Source organism: Pseudomonas asplenii, assembly GCF_900105475.1.
GTDB lineage: Bacteria > Pseudomonadota > Gammaproteobacteria > Pseudomonadales > Pseudomonadaceae > Aquipseudomonas > Aquipseudomonas asplenii.
Genome location: NZ_LT629777.1, coordinates 1,230,887 through 1,249,496, shown reverse-complemented (window position 1 = coordinate 1,249,496; position 18,610 = coordinate 1,230,887). Strand labels below are relative to the sequence as shown.

Genomic DNA, 18,610 nt, shown 5'->3' with positions numbered 1-18,610 from the left:
CGCCAGTCTTTCTGCGGCCTATTGCCGCGTCTCGGAGCTACATTCAATAAAACGACCATGCCTGCGTGCACAAAGGTTGGGAATGAAGTGTGTCCGGCGAACCATAATTCCAATGGGGGAAACACCAATGAGCACTAGCACCACGGCCGGCGGCCTTGCCGCCGAGCCTGCGTTCCTGTCCAAGGAACGCATCATCGCCAAGCCCGGTTTCAACCGCTGGCTGGTTCCACCGGCTGCCCTGGCCATCCATTTGTGCATCGGCATGGCCTATGGCTTCTCGGTATTCTGGTTGCCGCTGTCCAAGGCGCTGGGGATCTCCGCGCCGGTGGCCTGTGCGCCGGATATCGGCTTTTTCGAACAGGTGTTCTCGTCGCAATGCGACTGGCCGATCTCGATGCTCGGCTGGATCTACACCCTGTTCTTCATCTTCCTGGGCTGCTCTGCGGCAATCTGGGGTGGCTGGCTGGAGCATGCCGGTCCGCGCAAGGCCGGTGTGGTTTCGGCACTGTGCTGGTGCGGCGGTCTGCTGATTTCCGCACTGGGGATTCATACCCACCAGATCTGGCTGATGTGGCTCGGTTCGGGGGTGATCGGCGGTATCGGGCTGGGGCTGGGTTACATCTCGCCGGTCTCGACCCTGATCAAGTGGTTCCCGGACAAGCGTGGCATGGCCACGGGCATGGCGATCATGGGCTTCGGCGGCGGCGCGATGGTCGGTGCACCACTGGCGACGGCACTGATGGGCCATTTCGCTTCGCCGACCAGCGTCGGTGTGTGGCAGAGCTTCGTCGCGATGGCGGCGATCTACTTCGTCTTCATGATCGGTGGGGCATTGGCCTACCGCGTCCCACCGACTGGCTGGAAGCCCGAGGGTTGGACCGCGCCGGTGAAGAAAACCAGTAACGCGATGATCACCCACCGTCACGTGCACGTGAACGTGGCCTGGAAAACCCCGCAATTCCGCCTGGTATGGCTGGTGCTGTGCCTGAACGTATCGGCGGGTATCGGCATTCTCGGCATGGCTTCGCCACTGCTGCAGGAAGTGTTCGGCGGCAAGCTGCTGGGTAACGACCTGACCTTCAGCCAGCTGGACGCCGCGCAACTGGCGCAGATCGCCGCGATCGCCGCCGGTTTCACCGGCCTGTTGAGCCTGTTCAACATCGGTGGCCGGTTCTTCTGGGCCTCGTTCTCGGACTACATCGGCCGCAAGGCGACCTACTTCGTGTTCTTCGCCCTGGGCTTCGCGCTCTATGCGTCGGTCCCGAGCCTCGGTCACCTGGGCAACGTCGCGCTGTTCGTGGCTGCGTTCTGTGTGGTGCTGTCGATGTACGGCGGTGGTTTCGCCACGGTTCCAGCCTACCTGGCGGACCTGTTCGGCACCCAGATGGTCGGTGCGATCCACGGTCGTCTGCTGACCGCCTGGGCCGCTGCTGGCGTGCTCGGCCCGGTGTTGGTGAACTACCTGCGCGAGTACCAGCTGAGCATTGGTGTGCCGCGCGCGGCTGCCTACGACATCACCTTGTACATCCTCGCTGGCCTGCTGGTGCTGGGTTTCATCTGCAACCTGCTGGTGCGTCCGGTGGCCGACAAGTACTTCATGACCGATGCCGAACTGGCTGCCGAGCAGGCGCTGGGTCATGACAAGGGCGCGGACGGCAGCACCGTGCTGGAGTGGAAAGCCGCGCCGGGCAGCAAGCCTCTGGCGATCGCCGCCTGGCTGGCGGTGGGCATTCCACTGGCCTGGGGTGTCTGGATCACCCTGCAAAAGACCGCCGTGCTGTTCCACTAAGCGGTTGTCCTGACAGGTATAGCCCTGACGGTGCTGGTTCCAGCCCGTCAGGGAACTCACCTTCCGTGTTTCTGTTTGCCGTGCGCACGCCTATAATGATCGCCTTTTTCGCCCAATGATTTTGCGGAGCTGGTGATGGCCGAACGTAAGGCGTCCGTCGAGCGCGACACTCTGGAAACCCAGATCAAAGCCTCGATCAACCTGGATGGCACCGGAAAGGCCCGATTTGATATCGGTGTGCCTTTTCTTGAACACATGCTCGACCAGATCGCCCGTCACGGGCTGATCGACCTGGATATCGAAAGCAAGGGCGACCTGCATATCGACGACCACCACACCGTGGAAGACGTCGGTATCACCCTCGGCCAGGCTTTCAGCAAGGCCATCGGCGACAAGAAGGGCATTCGCCGCTACGGCCATGCCTATGTGCCGCTGGACGAAGCGCTGTCGCGCGTGGTCATCGACTTCTCCGGCCGTCCCGGCCTGCAGATGCACGTGCCGTTCACCCGCGCCACCGTGGGCGGTTTCGACGTCGATCTGTTCCAGGAATTCTTCCAGGGCTTCGTCAACCACGCCAACGTCACCCTGCACATCGACACCCTGCGCGGGCACAACACCCATCACCAGATCGAGACCGTCTTCAAGGCCTTCGGCCGCGCCCTGCGCATGGCCGTCGAGCTGGATGAGCGCATGGCCGGGCAGATGCCTTCCACCAAGGGCGTGCTCTGATGCAGACAGTTGCGGTTATCGACTACGGCATGGGCAACCTGCACTCTGTGGGCAAGGCCCTCGAGCACGTGGGGGCCGGCAAGGTGATGATCACCAGCGACGCTGCCGTGATTCGCGAAGCGGACCGGGTGGTATTTCCTGGTGTCGGCGCGATTCGCGACTGCATGGCGGAGATCCGTCGCCTGGGCTTCGACTCGCTGGTGCGCGAGGTCAGCCAGGACCGTCCGTTCCTCGGTATCTGCGTGGGCATGCAAGCCTTGCTCGAGCGCAGTGAAGAGAACGGTGGGGTCGATTGCATCGGCCTGTTTCCCGGCCAGGTGAAGTTCTTCGGCAAGGACCTGCAGGAAGATGGCGCGCACCTGAAGGTCCCGCACATGGGCTGGAACGAAGTGAAACAGGCGGTGGACCATCCCCTGTGGCACAACATCCCGGACCTGGCGCGGTTCTATTTCGTGCACAGCTACTACATCGCCGCCGGTAATCCTCGGCAGGTGGTTGGCAGCGGTCACTACGGCGTCGACTTCGCTGCGGCGCTGGCCGAGGGTTCGCGTTTCGCCGTGCAGTTCCACCCGGAGAAGAGCCATACCCACGGCCTGCAGCTGCTGCAGAATTTCGTCGCCTGGGACGGGCGCTGGTAGTGGCCGCGAAGAAGGGCAAGCCGCCGCTCCTGACGCTTTCTCCCCAGGAGGAGAGCGAGGCTTGCCACAAGATCAAGCGTTTCATGGAGGACCGTTTCGAACTGGCACTGGGTTCGTTCGAAGCGGCAGAAATCCTTGATCTGTTTACCCGCGAAATTGCTCCGCACTATTACAACAGGGCGATTTTCGATGTGCAGACGCACCTTAAGGAAAGGTTCGAGAGCATCGAAAGCGACTTGTGGGCGCTCGAGAAAAACTGATTTCCGAGTGAAGCTGAAAAAACGACTTTAAGGTTTTCCAGATGCTGATTATCCCCGCTATCGATCTCAAAGACGGTGCCTGCGTACGTCTGCGCCAGGGCCGCATGGAAGATTCCACGGTGTTCTCCGATGACCCGGTGAGCATGGCTGCCAAGTGGGTGGAGGGCGGTTGCCGTCGTCTGCATCTGGTCGATCTGAACGGCGCCTTCGAAGGCCAGCCGGTCAATGGCGAGGTGGTCACCGCCATCGCCAGACGCTATCCGAACCTGCCGATCCAGATCGGCGGCGGCATCCGCTCGCTGGAGACCATCGAGCACTACGTGAAGGCCGGCGTGAGCTACGTGATCATCGGCACCAAGGCGGTCAAGCAGCCCGAGTTCGTCGCCGAAGCCTGCCGTGCGTTCCCCGGCAAGGTGATCGTTGGCCTGGATGCCAAGGACGGTTTTGTCGCCACCGATGGCTGGGCTGAAGTCAGCTCGGTGCAGGTGATCGACCTGGCCAAGCGTTTCGAAGCCGATGGCGTGTCTGCGATCGTCTACACCGACATCGCCAAGGACGGCATGATGCAGGGCTGCAACGTGCCCTTCACCGCCGCCCTGGCCGCCGCGACGAAGATCCCGGTGATCGCTTCCGGCGGTATCCACAACCTGGGCGATATCAAGACCCTGCTGGACGCCAAGGCCCCGGGCATCATCGGTGCAATCACCGGCCGGGCGATCTACGAAGGCACTCTCGATGTCGCCGAGGCGCAAGCCTTCTGCGATTCCTACACAGGCTGAGGACTGACCATGGCGCTGGCCAAACGCATCATCCCTTGCCTGGACGTCGACAACGGTCGCGTGGTCAAGGGCGTCAAGTTCGAGAACATCCGCGATGCCGGTGACCCGGTGGAAATCGCTCGTCGTTACGACGAACAGGGCGCGGACGAGATCACCTTCCTCGACATCACCGCCAGCGTCGATGGCCGTGACACCACGCTGCACACGGTCGAGCGCATGGCCAGCCAGGTGTTCATTCCGCTGACCGTGGGCGGCGGCGTGCGTACCGTGCAGGATATCCGCAACCTGCTCAACGCTGGTGCCGACAAGGTCTCGATCAACACCGCAGCGGTGTTCAATCCCGAGTTTGTCGGTGAGGCGGCTGACCGCTTCGGCTCGCAGTGCATCGTCGTTGCCATCGACGCCAAGAAGGTCTCGTTGCCGGGCGAAACCCCGCGCTGGGAGATTTTCACCCACGGCGGTCGCAAGCCCACCGGGCTGGACGCGGTGGAGTGGGCGAAGAAGATGGAAGGCCTGGGCGCCGGTGAGATCCTGCTCACCAGCATGGACCAGGACGGCATGAAAAGCGGTTTCGACCTGGGCGTGACCCGCGCCATCAGCGATGCCCTGGGCATTCCGGTGATCGCCTCCGGCGGCGTCGGCAACCTCCAGCATCTGGCCGACGGCATCCTCGAAGGCCATGCCAGCGCGGTACTGGCGGCGAGTATCTTCCACTTCGGCGAGTACACCGTGCCCGAAGCCAAGGCCTACATGGCGCAACACGGTATCGTGGTCCGCTGAACCCGGGACCACTGGACAGCATGGCGAGCCCAGGCCACTCTTGGGCACGCCATGGACTTTGGTATTACAGCATGCTCAAACGTCTTCTCCTGGCCGTCGCCAGCACCTCACTGCTGCTGACCGGCGCCGCTTTCGCGCAGGAAGGTGCCGGTACTTCGTTGGTCCTGCTGACCGAGAACTTCCCGCCCTACAACATGGCGAAGAACGGCAAGAACTTCGCCCAGGACGAGAATATCGAAGGCATCGCCGTGGATATCGTCCGCGAAACCTTCAAGCGTGCCGATATCCGATACAGCCTGACTCTGCGGTTCCCCTGGGAGCGGGTCTACAAGCTCGCCCTGGAAAACCCTGGTTACGGCGTGTTCGTGATGGCGCGCCTGCCGGAGCGTGAAACCCTGTTCAAATGGGTCGGCCCGATCGGCCCCGATGACTGGGTGATGCTTGCCCGGGCCGACAGTCAGTTGGCGCTGACGGCCCTGGTGCAGGCGCGCAAGTACAAGGTGGGCGCCTACAAGGGCGATGCCATCGCGCAGAGTCTGGCCCGCCAGGGGCTGCAGCCGGTGCTGGTGCTGCGAGACCAGGACAATGCCAGGAAGCTGGTGGATGGAAAGATCGACCTGTGGGCCACCGGTGATCCGGCCGGACGCTTCCTGGCGCGCCAGGAGGGTATCACCGGGCTCAAGACCGTGCTGCGCTTCAACAGCGCCGAGTTGTACCTGGCCTTGAACAAGGAAGTGCCGGACGCGGTGGTCGCCCGGTTGCAGGCGGCGCTGGATCAGTTGCGCAAGGAAGGCAAGATCGACGAGATCATGGCGCGTTACCTGTAGACCCCAGCACAGGGTTCACTCTCTGCCACTCAGCGATAAACCCCGTCTTTGCCATGCCCTGAAGTGGCCTGATTACCCCGCAGGGCAATCATCGAGCGGATGTCGATCCACTCGATCCCCTGCTCCTTGAGCCTGGGCAGTTCGCGTTCCAGCACTGCCAGCGTCTGCGGGTACGGATGGCCGATGACCACCGCCGTGCCCTGCTTGCGTGCCAGCCTGATCGCGGTCTGCAACTGGGCAGTGATCGCCGTCTCCGTGCGTTCATTATCCAGAAAAACATCCCGCGACACGCTGGCCAGGCCGATTTTCTGCGCTTCGGATGCCGCGACCGTCTTGGCGCTGGTGCGGCTGTCGACGAAGAATTTGTTGCGCCGTTGCAACTCGCCCATCAACCAGGCCATGGCCGCCGGCTCCGCAGTCATGCGGCTGCCTTCGTGGTTGTTGATGCCGCTGGTATAGGGCACGGCCTCGAAGGCGGCCGCCAGGCGCTTCTGCAGTTCTTCCAGGGGCAGGTCGGGGTGCCAGGCGAACGGTCCGGTTGCCGGGTCCATCGGCATGTGCAGCATGACGATCTTGCCGGCCTGGTGCGCCTCGCGAGCCAGTTCGGCAGCGTGGGGCGTATCGGGCATGATCGAGGGCGTGATCGGTCCGGGCAAGGCGAGCACACGACGATCCCGGGGCAGATTCTGCCCCAGGTCATCGATGATCAGTGTCAGGTAGGCTTTGGCGGGGGCCGGCGTTTGCGTCGGCGTTGCCTGGGCAACGCCGATCAGGCAACCGAACAGCGCCAGTAGGGTCCAGCGCAGCATCTCAATTGCCGCGCGTGACGCTCAGACCCTTGAGCAGGCTCAGGGCTTGTCCCAACTGGTAGTCGTCGTCCTGCAGACGCGCCTTGCCCTTGGTCGCCTTGACGCTCGGCTTGTCGGCACCGCCGTTGCCGTTGCCCAGGTGACCTTGCAGATCGGCTTCCTTGAAGGTTTCGTCGTCCTGGGCACCGGTGACCTTGGCCTGGCGCACTTCGATGTCCGGGATGATGCCCTGGGCCTGGATCGAGCGGCCGTTTGGCGTGAAGTACAGCGCCGTTGTGAGTTTCAGCGCGCGGTCGTTGCTCAGCGGCAACACGGTCTGTACCGAGCCCTTGCCGAAGCTGGTGGTGCCCATCAGTACCGCGCGTTTCTGGTCCTGCAGGGCGCCGGCGACGATTTCCGACGCCGAGGCACTGCCACCGTTGATCAGTACGACCATCGGCGAGGCATCGCTTTCGTCGTGGCCGGTGGCCGAGAAGCGCAGTTCGGAGTTGGCGATGCGACCCTTGGTGTAGACGATCAGGCCCTTGGTGATGAAATGGTCGACCACTTCCACCGCCGCCTGCAGCACGCCGCCAGGGTTGTTGCGCAGGTCGAGGACGATGCCGTTGAGTTTCTTGTTGCCGTTTTCCTTGCGCAGCGCGGCCAGGGCCTTGGAGACCTCTTCGCCGGTCTTGACCTGGAACTGGGTGATGCGGATGTAGCCGTAGCCGTTCTCCAGCATCTGGCTGCGCACGCTCTTGGTGCGGATGATCGCCCGGGTCAGGGTCACATCGAACGGCGTGCCGCCGTTGCGAACCAGGGTCAGGGTGATCTTCTGGCCGACCTTGCCGCGCATCTTGTCGACGGCTTCGGTCATGGTCTGGCCACGGGTTGGCTGACCGTTGATCTTGACGATCAGGTCGCCAGCCTCGATGCCAGCCTTGGAAGCGGGGGTGTCGTCGATGGGCGAGACGACCTTGACGAAGTTGTCTTCCATGCCGACTTCGATGCCCAGGCCGCCGAACTCGCCGCTGGTGTCTTCCTGCAATTGGGCGAAGTCTTCCGGCCCCAGGTACGCGGAGTGCGGGTCAAGGTTGCTGAGCATGCCCTTGATGGCGTTTTCCAGCAGGGTCTTGTCGTCCACGGGTTCAACGTAGGCGGCCTTGATCCGGTCCATGACCTCGGCGAAGGTGCGCAACTCATCGAGCGGCAGCGGAGCCTTGGCGGTAACCGCAGGAGCGGCGGCCGGGGCGGGCTGAGCGGGTTGCGCAGCGAACGCGTGGGGCGCACCGATCACAAGGGCGATCGTCAGGGCCAACGAGGTGAGGCGGGACAAATGCAGCATGTCGAACGAACTCCTAAATAAGGTACGGCGCCTATCCTTGCGCGCGACACCATTGGGCCGGATCACTCGGGTGACCCTGCTGACGTATAGCGAAATACAACGCCGGTGTCTCCTGACCGCCACTGTTGCCTACAGTAGAGATCGACTCACCGGCTTTTACCACATCCCCGGCCGATTTAAGCAGGGTCTGGTTGTGGCCATACAGGCTCAGGTAGCCGTTGCCGTGGTCGAGAATCACCAGCAGGCCGGCACCGCGCAACCAGTCGGCGAACACCACGCGCCCGCCGTGTACGGCATGGACCTGGCTGCCGGCGGCGGCCCCGATCATCACACCGTCCCACTTGCTGCGCACGTCGTCACCACGGGTTTCTCCAAAGCGCGCCAACAATCGACCATTAACAGGCCATGGAAGTTTGCCGCGCGCTGCGGAAAAAGGGCCGCCGAATGATTCTCCTGCGCTGGAAACCAGTGGGCCTGGCGTCGAATGCTGCGGTTTTCGCGGGCTGTCGTCGCCCCGATCGGCCAGTGCCTGGGCTTCCTGCTGACGCTTTTTTTCCGCTTCCTGCTGGGCGAGCAGCGCTTTCTGACGCGCTTCCTCCGCCTCACGGGCCTGACGGGCCAGGGTTTCTTCGATGGTTTTCAGTACTTTCGACAGATCGGCCTGATCCTGCTCGCGGGCGGCGAGCTTCTGGTCGCGGTCCTTGACGTCCTGGTTGAGCTTGGCCAGTGCGGTCTGGCGCTCCTTGCGGACCTTGTCGAGTTCCTCACGCTGGCTGTCGAGATCGCTCTTCTGCACCAGCAATTGGGCCTGCTGCAGATTGATGTCTTTTTCGACGTTGGCCAACTGGCGCAGGGTCTCGTTGAAGTTCTTCAACTGCTCCAGGCGGGCCTTGCTCAAGTAGTCGTAATAGGTGAGGGTGCGGGCGAATTTTTCCGGGTTCTGCTGGTTGAGCAGCAGCTTGAGGTATTCCTGGCGGCCGCTCTGGTAGGCGGCGCGGGCCTGGATGGCGATCAGTCGTTGCTGTTCAGTGCGCGCGCTCTGGAGTTTTTTTTTCTCTCCATCGAGCCGCTGCAGTTCGCTCTCGCTCTTCTTCAGATCTTTCTGCAGTGCATCGACCTGCTTTTCCAGCTTGCCCATCTCGGTTTCTGTGCCGCGCAGATCTTTCTGCACGCCGGATTTTTCTTCCTGCAGCTTGCCCAGGAGTTTCTTCAGTTCGGCGATGTCCTGACGCGTGGCGTCCAACTGTTGTTGGGTTTGTGCGCGCTCGTCGGCAAAGGCCGGTTGGAGCAGGCAGATCAGGGCTAGGGCGATAAGGGCGCGAAGCATGGGGCGGGCGACACCTGGAAACGAGACGGCCTAGTATGCCCGCCACGCGTTGCAAAAAAAACGTCCAAAAGCGGTTGCTTTCAGGCGTTTCCGATAAAGAGGTAGGCCGACAGCACGCTGTCGGCCGGATTTTCAGCTTTTAACGGTCCGTCAGGATCGAAGTACCGGTCATCTCTTCGGGCTGTTTAAGGCCCAGAAGCTTGAGCATGGTCGGTGCGACATCCGCCAGCACGCCGCCTTCACGGACCTTCAGGTCACGTTTGCCGACGTAGATGAACGGCACCGGCTCGGTGGTGTGGGCGGTGTGGGCCTGGCCGGTACTCTCGTCTTCCATCTGTTCGACGTTGCCGTGGTCGGCGGTGATCAGCGCTTCGCCGCCGACCTTTTCCAGGGCATCGACGATTCGTCCTACGCACAAATCCAGGCATTCCACGGCCTTGACGGCCGCCTCGAATACGCCGCTGTGGCCGACCATGTCGCCGTTGGCGTAGTTGACCACGATCACGTCATAACGTTGGTTTTCGATGGCATCGACGATCCGGTCGGTGACTTCCGGGGCGCTCATCTCCGGTTGCAGGTCGTAGGTGGCGACTTTCGGCGACGGGATCAGGATGCGTTCCTCGCCCGGGAACGGCTCTTCGCGACCGCCGGAGAAGAAGAAGGTCACGTGGGCGTACTTTTCAGTCTCGGCGATACGCAACTGGGTCTTGCCGTTTTTCGCCAGGTAGTCGCCGAGCACGTTCTCCAGGCTGCCCGGCGCGAAAGCCGAGGGCGCAGGAATGCTTGCGGCGTACTGGGTGAGCATGACGAAGCCGGCCAGCTTGGGCTGACGGGCGCGCTCGAAGTCCTTGAAGTCGTCTTCGACGAACACGCGGGTCAGCTCGCGGGCGCGGTCGGCGCGGAAGTTCATGAAGACCACGGCGTCGCCGTCCTCGACCCGCACGGGCTCGCCAATGCACGTGGCTTTGACGAATTCGTCGCTTTCGCCGCGCTCGTAGGCGGCCTGCAGGCCTTCCTGGGCGGTGGCGGACTGGAATTCGGCCTGGCCGTCGACGATCAGGTTGTAGGCCTGTGCGACGCGGTCCCAGCGGTTGTCGCGGTCCATGGCGAAGTAGCGGCCGATCAGGCTGGCGATGCGGCCCTTGCCCAGGGTGCGGAAAGTTTCATCCAGCAGCTCGATGGACGACTGGGCGCTCTTGGGCGGCGTGTCGCGACCGTCGAGGAAGGCGTGCAGGTAGATCTTCTGCGCGCCGCGCTTGAACGCCAGTTCGGCCATGGCGACCAGGTGGTCCTGGTGGCTGTGTACGCCGCCATCGGACAGCAGGCCTAGAATGTGCACGGCCTTGTCGGCGGCCACGGCCTGGTCCACGGCCTTGCCGATGGTTGGGTTGTCGAAGAACTCGCCGTCACGGATGGCCTTGGTGACGCGAGTGAAATCCTGGTACACCACCCGGCCGGCGCCGAGGTTCATGTGGCCGACTTCCGAGTTGCCCATTTGCCCGTCCGGCAGGCCGACATCCATGCCGGAGCCCGAGATCAGGCCGTTGGGCATGCTCGCGGTGAGTCGATCGAGTACCGGTTTCTTCGCCGAGTAGACAGCGTTGTAGTCCTGGCTCTCACTGTGACCGAAGCCATCCAGGATGATCAGGACCAAAGGTTTAGGCGTGGCAGTCATAGATCCCACTCGCGGCTGGATTGAAAGAACATGGAAAAAGAGTCGCAGTTTAAAGGCAAGTTCAAACGTAGTCACCGCCAGGCGGGGTTTGGCCGACCTTGACGGCTGTGTATACTGGCCGACATTTTAACGCCCTGGAACCTCCTGATGGTCGATCACCTGATTGCATTTGCCACTAACCACTACCTGCTGACCGGTGCCTTCGTACTGCTGCTGGCCCTGCTGATCGCCCATGAAATGAGCCGTGGCGGCGCAAGCCTCAGTACCGGCCAGCTGACCGCGCTGGTCAACAAGGACCAGGCCGTGGTGATCGACCTGCGCCCTAGCAAGGATTTTGCTGCCGGCCATATCGTCGGTGCGCTGAACATTCCCCAGGACAAGCTGATGGCGCGCGTCGGTGAATTGGAAAAGTACAAGGCCAAGACCCTGATTCTAGTCGACGCCCAGGGCCAGCATTCGGGGACTCACGCCCGCGAACTGCTCAAGTCCGGTTTTACCGCAGCCAAGCTGTCCGGCGGCATTTCCAGCTGGAAAGCCGACAATCTGCCATTGGTGAAGTGATATGACCCAGGTTGTCGTCTACTCCAGCGATTATTGCCCTTATTGCTCGCGCGCCAAGCAACTGCTGGCGAGCAAGCAGGTTGCCTTCGAAGAGATCAAGGTCGATGGCAAACCGCAGTTGCGTGCCGAAATGGCGCACAAGGCCGGGCGTACGTCCGTGCCGCAGATCTGGATCGGCAACCAGCATATCGGTGGTTGCGACGACCTGTTCGCTCTCGAGCGCGGCGGTAAACTCGACGCATTGCTCAACGTCTGACTCTGAACCCCTTAAAGACCTCTAGATCAAGAAGGATCTGCCATGACTGACCAACAGAACACTGCTGCCGCTGACGAAGAAAGCCAACCGCAATTCTCCCTGCAGCGCATCTACGTGCGTGACCTGTCCTTCGAAGCGCCGAAGAGCCCGGCGATCTTCCGCCAGCAGTGGGAGCCGAGTGTCGGCCTGGATCTGAACACCCGGCAGAAAGCCCTGGAAGACGACTTCCACGAAGTGGTGCTGACGCTCTCGGTTACCGTCAAGAATGGTGAAGAAGTTGCCTTCATTGCTGAAGTCCAGCAGGCGGGTATCTTCCTGATCAAGAACCTTGACCCGGCGTCGATGAACCACACTCTGGGCGCGTTCTGCCCGAACATCCTGTTCCCGTACGCTCGCGAAGCCCTGGACAGCCTGGTGACCCGTGGTTCGTTCCCGGCGCTGATGCTGGCTCCGGTGAACTTCGATGCCCTGTATGCGCAGGAACTGCAGCGTCTGCAGCAGGAAGGTTCGCCGACTGTCCAGTAAGGACTGTAGGAGCCGGCTTGGATGTGTGCTCGATACACATGAAAAAAGCGCCTGAAGGCGCTTTTTTTATACCGCTCAGGCAAAGCCCAGTTGGCGCCAACCCTCGTAGACCGCCACGGCCACGGTATTGGACAGGTTCAGGCTGCGACAGCCTTCGCGCATCGGCAGCCGCAGGCGTTGATCGCCAGGCAGGCTGTCGAGCACTTCGGCAGGCAGGCCACGGCTTTCCGGACCGAAGAGAAAGGCGTCGCCCTCGGCGAAGCGGGCATCGTGGAACAACCGCGAGCCCTTGGTGGTGAAGGCGAACAGTCGTGGGTGTCCGAGGCTTTCCAGGCAACTGGCCAGGTCCGGGTGAACCTTGAGCGTGGCATATTCGTGGTAGTCCAGGCCGGCCCGACGCAGGCGCTTGTCATCCATTTCAAACCCGATGGGTTCGATCAAATGCAGATGGCAGCCGCTATTGGCGCATAGCCTGATAACGTTGCCGGTATTCGGCGGAATTTCTGGTTGGAAAAGGATGACGTGAAACATGCACGGCTCCGAAGATGAAGATGGACAGCATTCTACCCCCGAAGAGGGCTCGCGGCCGAAGCTAATGCTGCGGGTGATGGGGTCCCTGGCGATTTTCGGGGTGATGGTGGGGTTGATGATCGGCCGCCTGACCAATCCCGAACCGGCGCAGTTGCAGCAGGTCGACGCGGCGGACGATCGCTTGGTGGTGTGGTTTACCAGCGAGCCGAAGGTGCATGGCGAACAGGTGGATGGCACCGTGGCGCTGTTGTTCGATACCGAAGGCAAGGCCCAGGGGGCTCAGGGCGGTCGCCTGAAGATTGCCGGCAAGGACGCCAACTGGCGCTTGCGCCTGACCGACAAGGGGGTGTTGTTGACGGTGGTGGCCGCACGGCCCTTGCAGGGCAATTGGGCCGGAGCCAAGGTCGATGGGCGCTGGAGATTGGCGATCAATCTCCGTGAGGAATAAAAGAGGGAATCTCCGGCCTGCCTGTACCAAAGCTCCCTGAACGGTTCGGGACGCGTCGCGCTGGGCGCTGCGAATCCCGGCTGTTAAAGAGGGAATCCCTGGCCTGCCTGTACCAGGGTTCCCGAAACGGTGGGGCTCGTCGCTCACAGCGGTGTGAGCCCCGGGTGTAAAGAAGGGATTCTCGGCCTGCCTGTACCAAGGTCCCCAAAACGGCTGGGATCGATCACTCTGGGAGGAGTGAATCCCGGATTAAAGATGAGGATTCCCGGCCTGCCTGTACCGGGGTCCCCAAAGCTTGTAGGACTCGTCGCTCTGAGCGGTATGAGTCCCGAGTGTAAAGAAGGGGAATCCCCGGCCTGCCTGTACCAAGGTCCCCAAAACTGGGTAGTACAGTAGCTATTGCAGAGGACGTGCCAGCTTTGGAAAAGTACTCAAGATTGTGTGCGAAATTTTTCTGAAGTGGCTGGAGGCCCCGAAATCCGGGACTTTTCGCTTTTGAGTGGAAAAAGGGCTGGAGGCGGCGAGTCGGTGTGAGCTGCTCGATGGCGGGTCGGGGTGCATTGTCATGGTGCGTTGCCGGATGGCCGCCTGCGGCGGATCGCTGGCAAGCCAGCTCAAGGTCGGTGCCGTGGGCAGAATGTGTGTGTGACACAGCTTCTGTGGGAGCGGGCTTGCCCGCGAAGAGGCCTGCAAGCCTTGCACCTGCTCCCCTTGGGTAATAAAAAACCCTCTGCAGCCTGGCTGCAGAGGGTTTTGTTCGATGCGACGAGGGCTCAGGCTTCTTCGCTGTCGTCGTCATCCCCGCCATCGACCTTCATGCCCAACTCCTTGATCTTGCGGGTCAAGGTGTTGCGGCCCCAGCCCAGCAGCACGGCGGCGTCGCGGCGGCGGCCGGCGGTGTGCTTGAGCGCGGTCTCGATCATGATCCGCTCGAAGCTCGGCACGGCGCTGTCGAGCAGGCTCGACTGGCCCCGGGCAAGGGCCTGGTCCGCCCATTGGCGCAGGGCCTGTTCCCAGTTGGTCACCGGCGCCGAATCCTGTGGCAGGTTCAGCAGTTCCGGCGGCAGGTCGCTGATATGGACTTCGCGACCGGAAGCCATCACGGTGATCCAGCGGCAGGTGTTTTCCAACTGACGCACGTTGCCCGGCCACGGCAGGTTCTTCAGGTATTCCTCGGTTTCCGTCTTCAGCAGTTTGGGCTCCACCGACAGTTCCTGCGCCGCCCGTCCGAGGAAGTGCTTGGCCAGGGTCGGAATATCCTCGCGACGATCCGACAGCCGCGGGATGTGGATACGGATCACGTTCAGACGGTGGAACAGGTCTTCGCGGAACTTGCCAGCGTGCACCAGGGTTTCCAGGTTCTGGTGGGTTGCGGCGATGATGCGTACGTCGACCTTGACCGGCGTATGACCGCCGACCCGATAGAATTCGCCGTCCGCCAGTACCCGCAACAGACGGGTCTGGGTGTCGGCCGGCATATCGCCGATCTCGTCGAGGAACAGTGTGCCGCCGTCGGCCTGTTCGAAGCGTCCACGGCGCAGATTGGCAGCGCCGGTGAAGGCGCCTTTTTCATGGCCGAACAGTTCCGACTCCATCAGGTCCTTGGGAATCGCCGCCATGTTCAGCGCAATGAATGGCGATGTGGCCCGTGGGCTGTGACGGTGCAGGGCATGGGCGACCAGTTCCTTGCCGGTACCGGACTCGCCGTTGATCAGTACGGTGATGTTGGAGTGGCTCAGGCGCCCGATGGCGCGAAACACTTCCTGCATCGCCGGCGCTTCACCGATGATTTCCGGGGTGCGGGTCAGCGTCGGCGGCGTATCCAGGCCCTGTTGTTCCTGGGCATGCTGGTTGGCGCGCTTGACCAGCGAGACCGCTTCGTCGACATCGAACGGTTTGGGCAGGTATTCGAAGGCACCGCCCTGGTACGAAGCCACGGCGCTGTCCAGGTCGGAATGGGCGGTCATGATGATCACCGGCAGGCGCGGATGCTGCTCGCGAATTCGCGCCAGCAGGTCCAGGCCACTGGCACCGGGCATGCGGATGTCGGAGATGATCACGTCCGGCTGCTGGCGGGCCAGGCGGCTCATCACGCCATCGGCACTGTCGAAGCTCTGGGTGGTCATGCCTTCCTGTTGCAAGGCTTTTTCCAGAACCCAACGGATAGAACGGTCGTCATCGACGATCCACACGGTTTCACTACGGCTCATGTCGATGTGGCTCCTTGTTCCAGGGGCAGGAAGATCGAAAACGTGGTGTGGCCAGGATGGCTTTCGCACTCGATCAGGCCCTGATGCTGGCTGATGATGTTCTGGGTAATGGCCAGGCCTAGCCCGGTACCGTCGGGGCGACCGCTGACCATTGGATAGAAGATGGTTTCCTGAAGTTCGGCAGGAATGCCCGGGCCGTTGTCGATGATTTCGATCTTGGTCACCAGGCGGTGGCGGATGTGGCCGATGGTGAACTGGCGAATGGCCCGGGTGCGCAGGCTGATGCGGCCCAGGCGCAGCTCGTTCTGGCTGCTGATGGCCTGCATGGCGTTGCGCACGATATTGAGCACGGCCTGGATCATCTGTTCGCGGTCGATCAGCAGGTCGGGGATGCTCGGGTCGTAGTCACGCACCAGCGTGATGCAACCCTGGCTCTCGGCTTCCACCAGGCTGCTGACCCGTTCCAGCACTTCGTGGACATTGGTCATGGCCAGCGAGGGCAGCTTGTTCGAGCCGAGCATGCGATCCACCAGGTTTCGCAGGCGGTCGGCTTCCTCGATGATGACGTTGGTGTAGTCCTTGAGGCTTTCTTCCGGCAACTCGCGGGCCAGCAATTGGGCCGCGCCGCGAATCCCGCCGAGGGGGTTCTTGATCTCGTGGGCCAGGCCGCGCACCAGCATCTTGGTGGTTTCCTGCTTGGACAGCTGGGCCTCTTCCTTGGTGATGCGCAGCAGCCGGTCGCGGGGATGGACTTCCAGCAGCAGCAGGGTTTCGCCCTGGCTGAGGATCGGAGTCACGGCATAGTCGACGGTCAGGGTATTGCCGGTCAGGGCGGTCAGCATGGCTTCGCGCTTGGTGAACGGGTGCGCCTGCTCGACCGCCTGGCGCAGGGAGTTCAGCGCTTCGCTCGATTCGGTGAACAACTCGCTGATGAACTGACCATGGCTGCGCTGGCCGCTGATGGCGAGCAACATTTCGGCCGCAGGGTTCATGTACTCAAGGCGCAGTTCGGCATTGAGCAGGATGGTTGCGGTGGTCAGGTTGTCGAGTAACAGTCTGTGCAGGGCGTCGCTGATGGTCATGGGACCTCTTTTGGAGCATGTCAAACGGGATGGGGCCCGTTGGTGCGCGAACAAGGCGCCGATATGGGGAAAATGCAAAAAACAAACCAAGGCTCCGAAAAGAAGCGTGAATCGCCTGGAATGGGCGTTTCAGGCTCGATTGGGTGGCGTTCTCCCGGGCGCGGCGGGTATTTTCGAACCAAAATGGGATCGTGTTCGGATGAATGTGTAGTTTATTGCACTGCTTTGGTGCTTTTGTGGCGCGCGCTACAGAAAGGGCAGGAGGCTGCTTTTTTCTTCTGCGGGTTTGTCCGCCAATGGACATTCCGGGCGCTGGCCGTAATCGGCAATTTGGCAGGGCTGTGCCTGGCGTTTCTGGCTGAGGGACATGCGCACCATGTGGAAGGGCTGGTTGGCGGTGCGTTCGGCGATGCGGCCTTGTTCGTCGAGGATTTCCACGGCGAGCTGGTGAGTGCCACGGTCGATGTTTTCCAGGGCGAACACCGGGCTGGTGCCAGCGGCCCCGGTGGGTTTGCCGTCCAGCAGCAGGCGATAGCCATGGCCGGTCTGCAGGCCGGGATCGCTGGTGACGCTGACGATCAGATTACCCTCGGCGCTGCGCACCGTGGCATCGGGATCGGGTACCAGGATGCGGACCATCTGGTAGTGGAAGATGGGGGCGGTGTGGGCCTGGCTGGTGGCAGGCTTGGCTGTCGGGCGGTGGGGGTTGGCCGACATGCGGTTGCTGGGTGCCAGTGGTACGCGGGTCGCACCTTTATGGGGCTGGTCGGTAAAGACCCGGTTGCCCTGGCTGTCGATGTAGGTGTAGACCTCGGCCACCGCCGGCAGGGCGATGAGCGTTGAGGCCAGGCCCAGTGCCCGAAGGAATGCTCTGCTCATGGGCTGATCAAGGTTTGTGCACCCGCTGCACGCTGAACGTGACGGCAGGGCTTTGCTGCACAACCTGCTCGCCGTCCAGGGCCTGCACGGCGAGTGTGTGTTCGCCGCGGTCGACGTTCACCAGTTGCAGGCGCGGGACGTTGCTCGACTGACCGTAGGGCGCGCCATCAAGCACCAATCGTAGCTGGTGCTGGCGTTGCAGGCGCGGCTCGATCTTCACGCCGACGGTGAAGGTACCGTTGTTGGCGCGCAGGGCCTCCTCGGTCGGGATATCCGTCAGTTCGAACGCGCTGTAGGGCGCCGCGCTCTGCAGGGCGTTGGCCGGCTGTGCGGTTATCGGTTGGGCGGGCGCGGCCACGCCTGGCTTCTGCGTCTCGACGCTGTTGAGCGGCGGCAGCTCCAGGGTCTTGGCGGCGATGCCGTCGGGCGGCTGACTGCTGTAGGCCGTGTTGCCGTTGGCATCGGTGTACTTGTAGATCTGCGCTGACACGGGCAGGGCCAAGGCCAACAGCAGATAGAGCAGGGTTCGACCCATGGCGGCTCCCGGTGAGCGTCCTGATCCTGACAAACCGTCAGCATAGAGCAGAACTACCGGTTCTTTCACTGTGGGCGCAGACACAATTCGCCCACGGCGCGCACCAGGGCGAGGTCGTGGATGCTGTCCGTGGCCAGGTCTTGGCGCGCCTGAGCCAGCCAGACCGGGCACTGCGGGTCTTGCCGGTGCGGGGCGAACGCGGCGTATTGCTGCAGCAGCTTGATCTGCAGTTGATCCAGCACCGGGCGGATCTGCTTGACCAGGTCGGGTCTGGCGATCACCGGGGCCTTGCCCGCATCCCGCCATTTGGCCAGCAGTGCGTACTGCACCAGCTTGTTGGCTTCGATCTGTGCCGAGATGAACGGGCTGATTTCTTCAGGCTTGAGTTGATAGTTCTGCGCCTTCTCCCCGGCGTTGGCGATCACCTGCTGTTCGCGCAGGCTGTCCTCGACGGGCTTGCCGCTGTCCCATTTGGTCAGGGCGACCTGGTCGGCGATGGTCAGGCGTTCACTGATGGTCTGCAGCAGCGGGGCCAGGCTTTCGGGGGCGGGCGGGGGGGCGGCCAGCGCGCTGGTGCTGACGATAGTGGCAAACAGCAGGCTGGCAATGCGGTTGTGCGGTGACATCGTGGGCTCCGAGTTTTCCG

At 62.4% G+C, this 18,610-nt stretch carries 21 protein-coding genes; 11 read left to right on the top strand and 10 right to left on the bottom strand.

Translation table 11 applies throughout. The features are described 5' to 3' along the window. The first annotated feature begins 127 nt into the window (after positions 1-127). The 7 genes from BLU37_RS05645 (at position 128) to BLU37_RS05615 (ending at position 5,802) form a co-directional block, all read left to right on the top strand. Positions 128-1,789 carry an OFA family MFS transporter gene (locus tag BLU37_RS05645; protein ID WP_019360408.1) on the top strand — a complete coding sequence of 554 codons (1,662 nt, stop codon included), beginning with the start codon at positions 128-130 and terminating at the stop codon, positions 1,787-1,789. Between the two features lie 135 nt (positions 1,790-1,924). Further along, complete coding sequence (hisB, locus tag BLU37_RS05640) at positions 1,925-2,518, top strand: imidazoleglycerol-phosphate dehydratase HisB (RefSeq protein ID WP_010453482.1); 594 nt, start codon at positions 1,925-1,927, stop codon at positions 2,516-2,518. Beyond that, entirely contained in the window at positions 2,518-3,156 is a 639-nt protein-coding gene (hisH, locus tag BLU37_RS05635; RefSeq protein WP_029533460.1) for an imidazole glycerol phosphate synthase subunit HisH, read from the top strand. The genes hisB and hisH overlap by 1 nt, the downstream gene beginning before the upstream one ends. Further along, the gene (locus BLU37_RS05630) at positions 3,156-3,416 is read left to right on the top strand and encodes a DUF2164 domain-containing protein (RefSeq protein WP_010453485.1); all 261 of its coding nucleotides are present in this window, start codon (positions 3,156-3,158) and stop codon (positions 3,414-3,416) included. Before hisH ends, BLU37_RS05630 begins: the two co-directional genes overlap by 1 nt. Before the next feature lie 41 nt (positions 3,417-3,457). Beyond that, entirely contained in the window at positions 3,458-4,195 is a 738-nt protein-coding gene (gene hisA / locus BLU37_RS05625) for a 1-(5-phosphoribosyl)-5-[(5-phosphoribosylamino)methylideneamino]imidazole-4-carboxamide isomerase (RefSeq protein WP_010453488.1), read from the top strand. Between the two features lie 9 nt (positions 4,196-4,204). Continuing rightward, positions 4,205-4,975, top strand: coding sequence for an imidazole glycerol phosphate synthase subunit HisF (gene hisF / locus BLU37_RS05620; RefSeq protein ID WP_090203015.1), 771 nt, complete (start codon positions 4,205-4,207; stop codon positions 4,973-4,975). 71 nt (positions 4,976-5,046) lie between these two features. Then, entirely contained in the window at positions 5,047-5,802 is a 756-nt protein-coding gene (locus BLU37_RS05615; RefSeq protein ID WP_090203012.1) for a substrate-binding periplasmic protein, read from the top strand. Positions 5,803-5,831: 29 nt separating this feature from the next. Here the strand turns inward: BLU37_RS05615 and BLU37_RS05610 are convergent, their stop codons facing one another. The 4 genes from BLU37_RS05610 to gpmI form a co-directional block, all read right to left on the bottom strand. Beyond that, positions 5,832-6,611: a divergent polysaccharide deacetylase family protein gene (locus BLU37_RS05610; protein ID WP_090203009.1), complete on the bottom strand. Its 780-nt coding sequence runs from the start codon at positions 6,609-6,611 to the stop codon at positions 5,832-5,834. 1 nt (position 6,612) lies between these two features. Further along, positions 6,613-7,935: a S41 family peptidase gene (locus BLU37_RS05605; protein ID WP_010453497.1), complete on the bottom strand. Its 1,323-nt coding sequence runs from the start codon at positions 7,933-7,935 to the stop codon at positions 6,613-6,615. A gap of 31 nt (positions 7,936-7,966) precedes the next feature. Further along, positions 7,967-9,262: a murein hydrolase activator EnvC family protein gene (locus BLU37_RS05600; protein ID WP_090203007.1), complete on the bottom strand. Its 1,296-nt coding sequence runs from the start codon at positions 9,260-9,262 to the stop codon at positions 7,967-7,969. 139 nt (positions 9,263-9,401) lie between these two features. Next, positions 9,402-10,937, bottom strand: a complete 1,536-nt coding sequence (gene gpmI, locus BLU37_RS05595; protein ID WP_010453500.1) for a 2,3-bisphosphoglycerate-independent phosphoglycerate mutase — start codon at positions 10,935-10,937, stop codon at positions 9,402-9,404. Between the two features lie 147 nt (positions 10,938-11,084). Here gpmI and BLU37_RS05590 point away from each other — a divergent pair, with 147 nt between their 5' ends. Genes BLU37_RS05590 through secB form a run of 3 tightly spaced genes read left to right on the top strand, consistent with a single transcriptional unit; the run spans position 11,085 to position 12,279 of the window. After that, on the top strand, positions 11,085-11,498 hold the full coding sequence (locus BLU37_RS05590) for a rhodanese-like domain-containing protein (protein ID WP_010453503.1): 414 nt from the start codon (positions 11,085-11,087) through the stop codon (positions 11,496-11,498). A 1-nt stretch (position 11,499) separates the two neighbouring features. Further along, entirely contained in the window at positions 11,500-11,754 is a 255-nt protein-coding gene (gene grxC, locus BLU37_RS05585) for a glutaredoxin 3 (RefSeq protein WP_010453505.1), read from the top strand. Between the two features lie 42 nt (positions 11,755-11,796). Next, positions 11,797-12,279 (top strand): protein-export chaperone SecB, encoded by a 483-nt coding sequence (gene secB / locus BLU37_RS05580; RefSeq protein ID WP_010453507.1) that lies wholly within the window; start codon positions 11,797-11,799, stop codon positions 12,277-12,279. A gap of 75 nt (positions 12,280-12,354) precedes the next feature. Here the strand turns inward: secB and BLU37_RS05575 are convergent, their stop codons facing one another. Then, entirely contained in the window at positions 12,355-12,810 is a 456-nt protein-coding gene (locus BLU37_RS05575; protein ID WP_010453509.1) for a tRNA (cytidine(34)-2'-O)-methyltransferase, read from the bottom strand. Here BLU37_RS05575 and BLU37_RS05570 point away from each other — a divergent pair. After that, on the top strand, positions 12,809-13,258 hold the full coding sequence (locus BLU37_RS05570) for a hypothetical protein (protein WP_090203004.1): 450 nt from the start codon (positions 12,809-12,811) through the stop codon (positions 13,256-13,258). The genes BLU37_RS05575 and BLU37_RS05570 overlap by 2 nt on opposite strands. Positions 13,259-14,031: 773 nt before the next feature. Here BLU37_RS05570 and ntrC read toward each other — a convergent pair. From ntrC to BLU37_RS05545, 5 genes are all read right to left on the bottom strand, one after another. Further along, positions 14,032-15,468, bottom strand: a complete 1,437-nt coding sequence (ntrC, locus tag BLU37_RS05565; protein WP_010453514.1) for a nitrogen regulation protein NR(I) — start codon at positions 15,466-15,468, stop codon at positions 14,032-14,034. Further along, positions 15,465-16,550: a nitrogen regulation protein NR(II) gene (glnL, locus tag BLU37_RS05560; RefSeq protein WP_090203001.1), complete on the bottom strand. Its 1,086-nt coding sequence runs from the start codon at positions 16,548-16,550 to the stop codon at positions 15,465-15,467. Before glnL ends, ntrC begins: the two co-directional genes overlap by 4 nt. A gap of 246 nt (positions 16,551-16,796) precedes the next feature. Next, the gene (locus BLU37_RS05555; RefSeq protein ID WP_090202998.1) at positions 16,797-17,429 is read right to left on the bottom strand and encodes a DUF4124 domain-containing protein; all 633 of its coding nucleotides are present in this window, start codon (positions 17,427-17,429) and stop codon (positions 16,797-16,799) included. A 7-nt stretch (positions 17,430-17,436) separates the two neighbouring features. Next, positions 17,437-17,964: a DUF4124 domain-containing protein gene (locus BLU37_RS05550; protein ID WP_090202994.1), complete on the bottom strand. Its 528-nt coding sequence runs from the start codon at positions 17,962-17,964 to the stop codon at positions 17,437-17,439. A 65-nt stretch (positions 17,965-18,029) separates the two neighbouring features. Then, positions 18,030-18,590 (bottom strand): chorismate mutase, encoded by a 561-nt coding sequence (locus BLU37_RS05545; RefSeq protein WP_090202990.1) that lies wholly within the window; start codon positions 18,588-18,590, stop codon positions 18,030-18,032. Positions 18,591-18,610 lie beyond the last annotated feature (20 nt).

Coding starts and splice junctions, on each gene's coding strand:
- BLU37_RS05645 (WP_019360408.1), top strand. CDS start 128: ATGAGCACTAGCACCACGGCCGGCGGCCTTGCCGCCGAGCCTGCGTTC.
- hisB (WP_010453482.1), top strand. CDS start 1,925: ATGGCCGAACGTAAGGCGTCCGTCGAGCGCGACACTCTGGAAACCCAG.
- hisH (WP_029533460.1), top strand. CDS start 2,518: ATGCAGACAGTTGCGGTTATCGACTACGGCATGGGCAACCTGCACTCT.
- hisA (WP_010453488.1), top strand. CDS start 3,458: ATGCTGATTATCCCCGCTATCGATCTCAAAGACGGTGCCTGCGTACGT.
- hisF (WP_090203015.1), top strand. CDS start 4,205: ATGGCGCTGGCCAAACGCATCATCCCTTGCCTGGACGTCGACAACGGT.
- BLU37_RS05615 (WP_090203012.1), top strand. CDS start 5,047: ATGCTCAAACGTCTTCTCCTGGCCGTCGCCAGCACCTCACTGCTGCTG.
- BLU37_RS05610 (WP_090203009.1), bottom strand. CDS start 6,611: ATGCTGCGCTGGACCCTACTGGCGCTGTTCGGTTGCCTGATCGGCGTT.
- BLU37_RS05605 (WP_010453497.1), bottom strand. CDS start 7,935: ATGCTGCATTTGTCCCGCCTCACCTCGTTGGCCCTGACGATCGCCCTT.
- BLU37_RS05600 (WP_090203007.1), bottom strand. CDS start 9,262: ATGCTTCGCGCCCTTATCGCCCTAGCCCTGATCTGCCTGCTCCAACCG.
- gpmI (WP_010453500.1), bottom strand. CDS start 10,937: ATGACTGCCACGCCTAAACCTTTGGTCCTGATCATCCTGGATGGCTTC.
- BLU37_RS05590 (WP_010453503.1), top strand. CDS start 11,085: ATGGTCGATCACCTGATTGCATTTGCCACTAACCACTACCTGCTGACC.
- grxC (WP_010453505.1), top strand. CDS start 11,500: ATGACCCAGGTTGTCGTCTACTCCAGCGATTATTGCCCTTATTGCTCG.
- secB (WP_010453507.1), top strand. CDS start 11,797: ATGACTGACCAACAGAACACTGCTGCCGCTGACGAAGAAAGCCAACCG.
- BLU37_RS05570 (WP_090203004.1), top strand. CDS start 12,809: ATGCACGGCTCCGAAGATGAAGATGGACAGCATTCTACCCCCGAAGAG.
- BLU37_RS05575 (WP_010453509.1), bottom strand. CDS start 12,810: ATGTTTCACGTCATCCTTTTCCAACCAGAAATTCCGCCGAATACCGGC.
- ntrC (WP_010453514.1), bottom strand. CDS start 15,468: ATGAGCCGTAGTGAAACCGTGTGGATCGTCGATGACGACCGTTCTATC.
- glnL (WP_090203001.1), bottom strand. CDS start 16,550: ATGACCATCAGCGACGCCCTGCACAGACTGTTACTCGACAACCTGACC.
- BLU37_RS05555 (WP_090202998.1), bottom strand. CDS start 17,429: ATGAGCAGAGCATTCCTTCGGGCACTGGGCCTGGCCTCAACGCTCATC.
- BLU37_RS05550 (WP_090202994.1), bottom strand. CDS start 17,964: ATGGGTCGAACCCTGCTCTATCTGCTGTTGGCCTTGGCCCTGCCCGTG.
- BLU37_RS05545 (WP_090202990.1), bottom strand. CDS start 18,590: ATGTCACCGCACAACCGCATTGCCAGCCTGCTGTTTGCCACTATCGTC.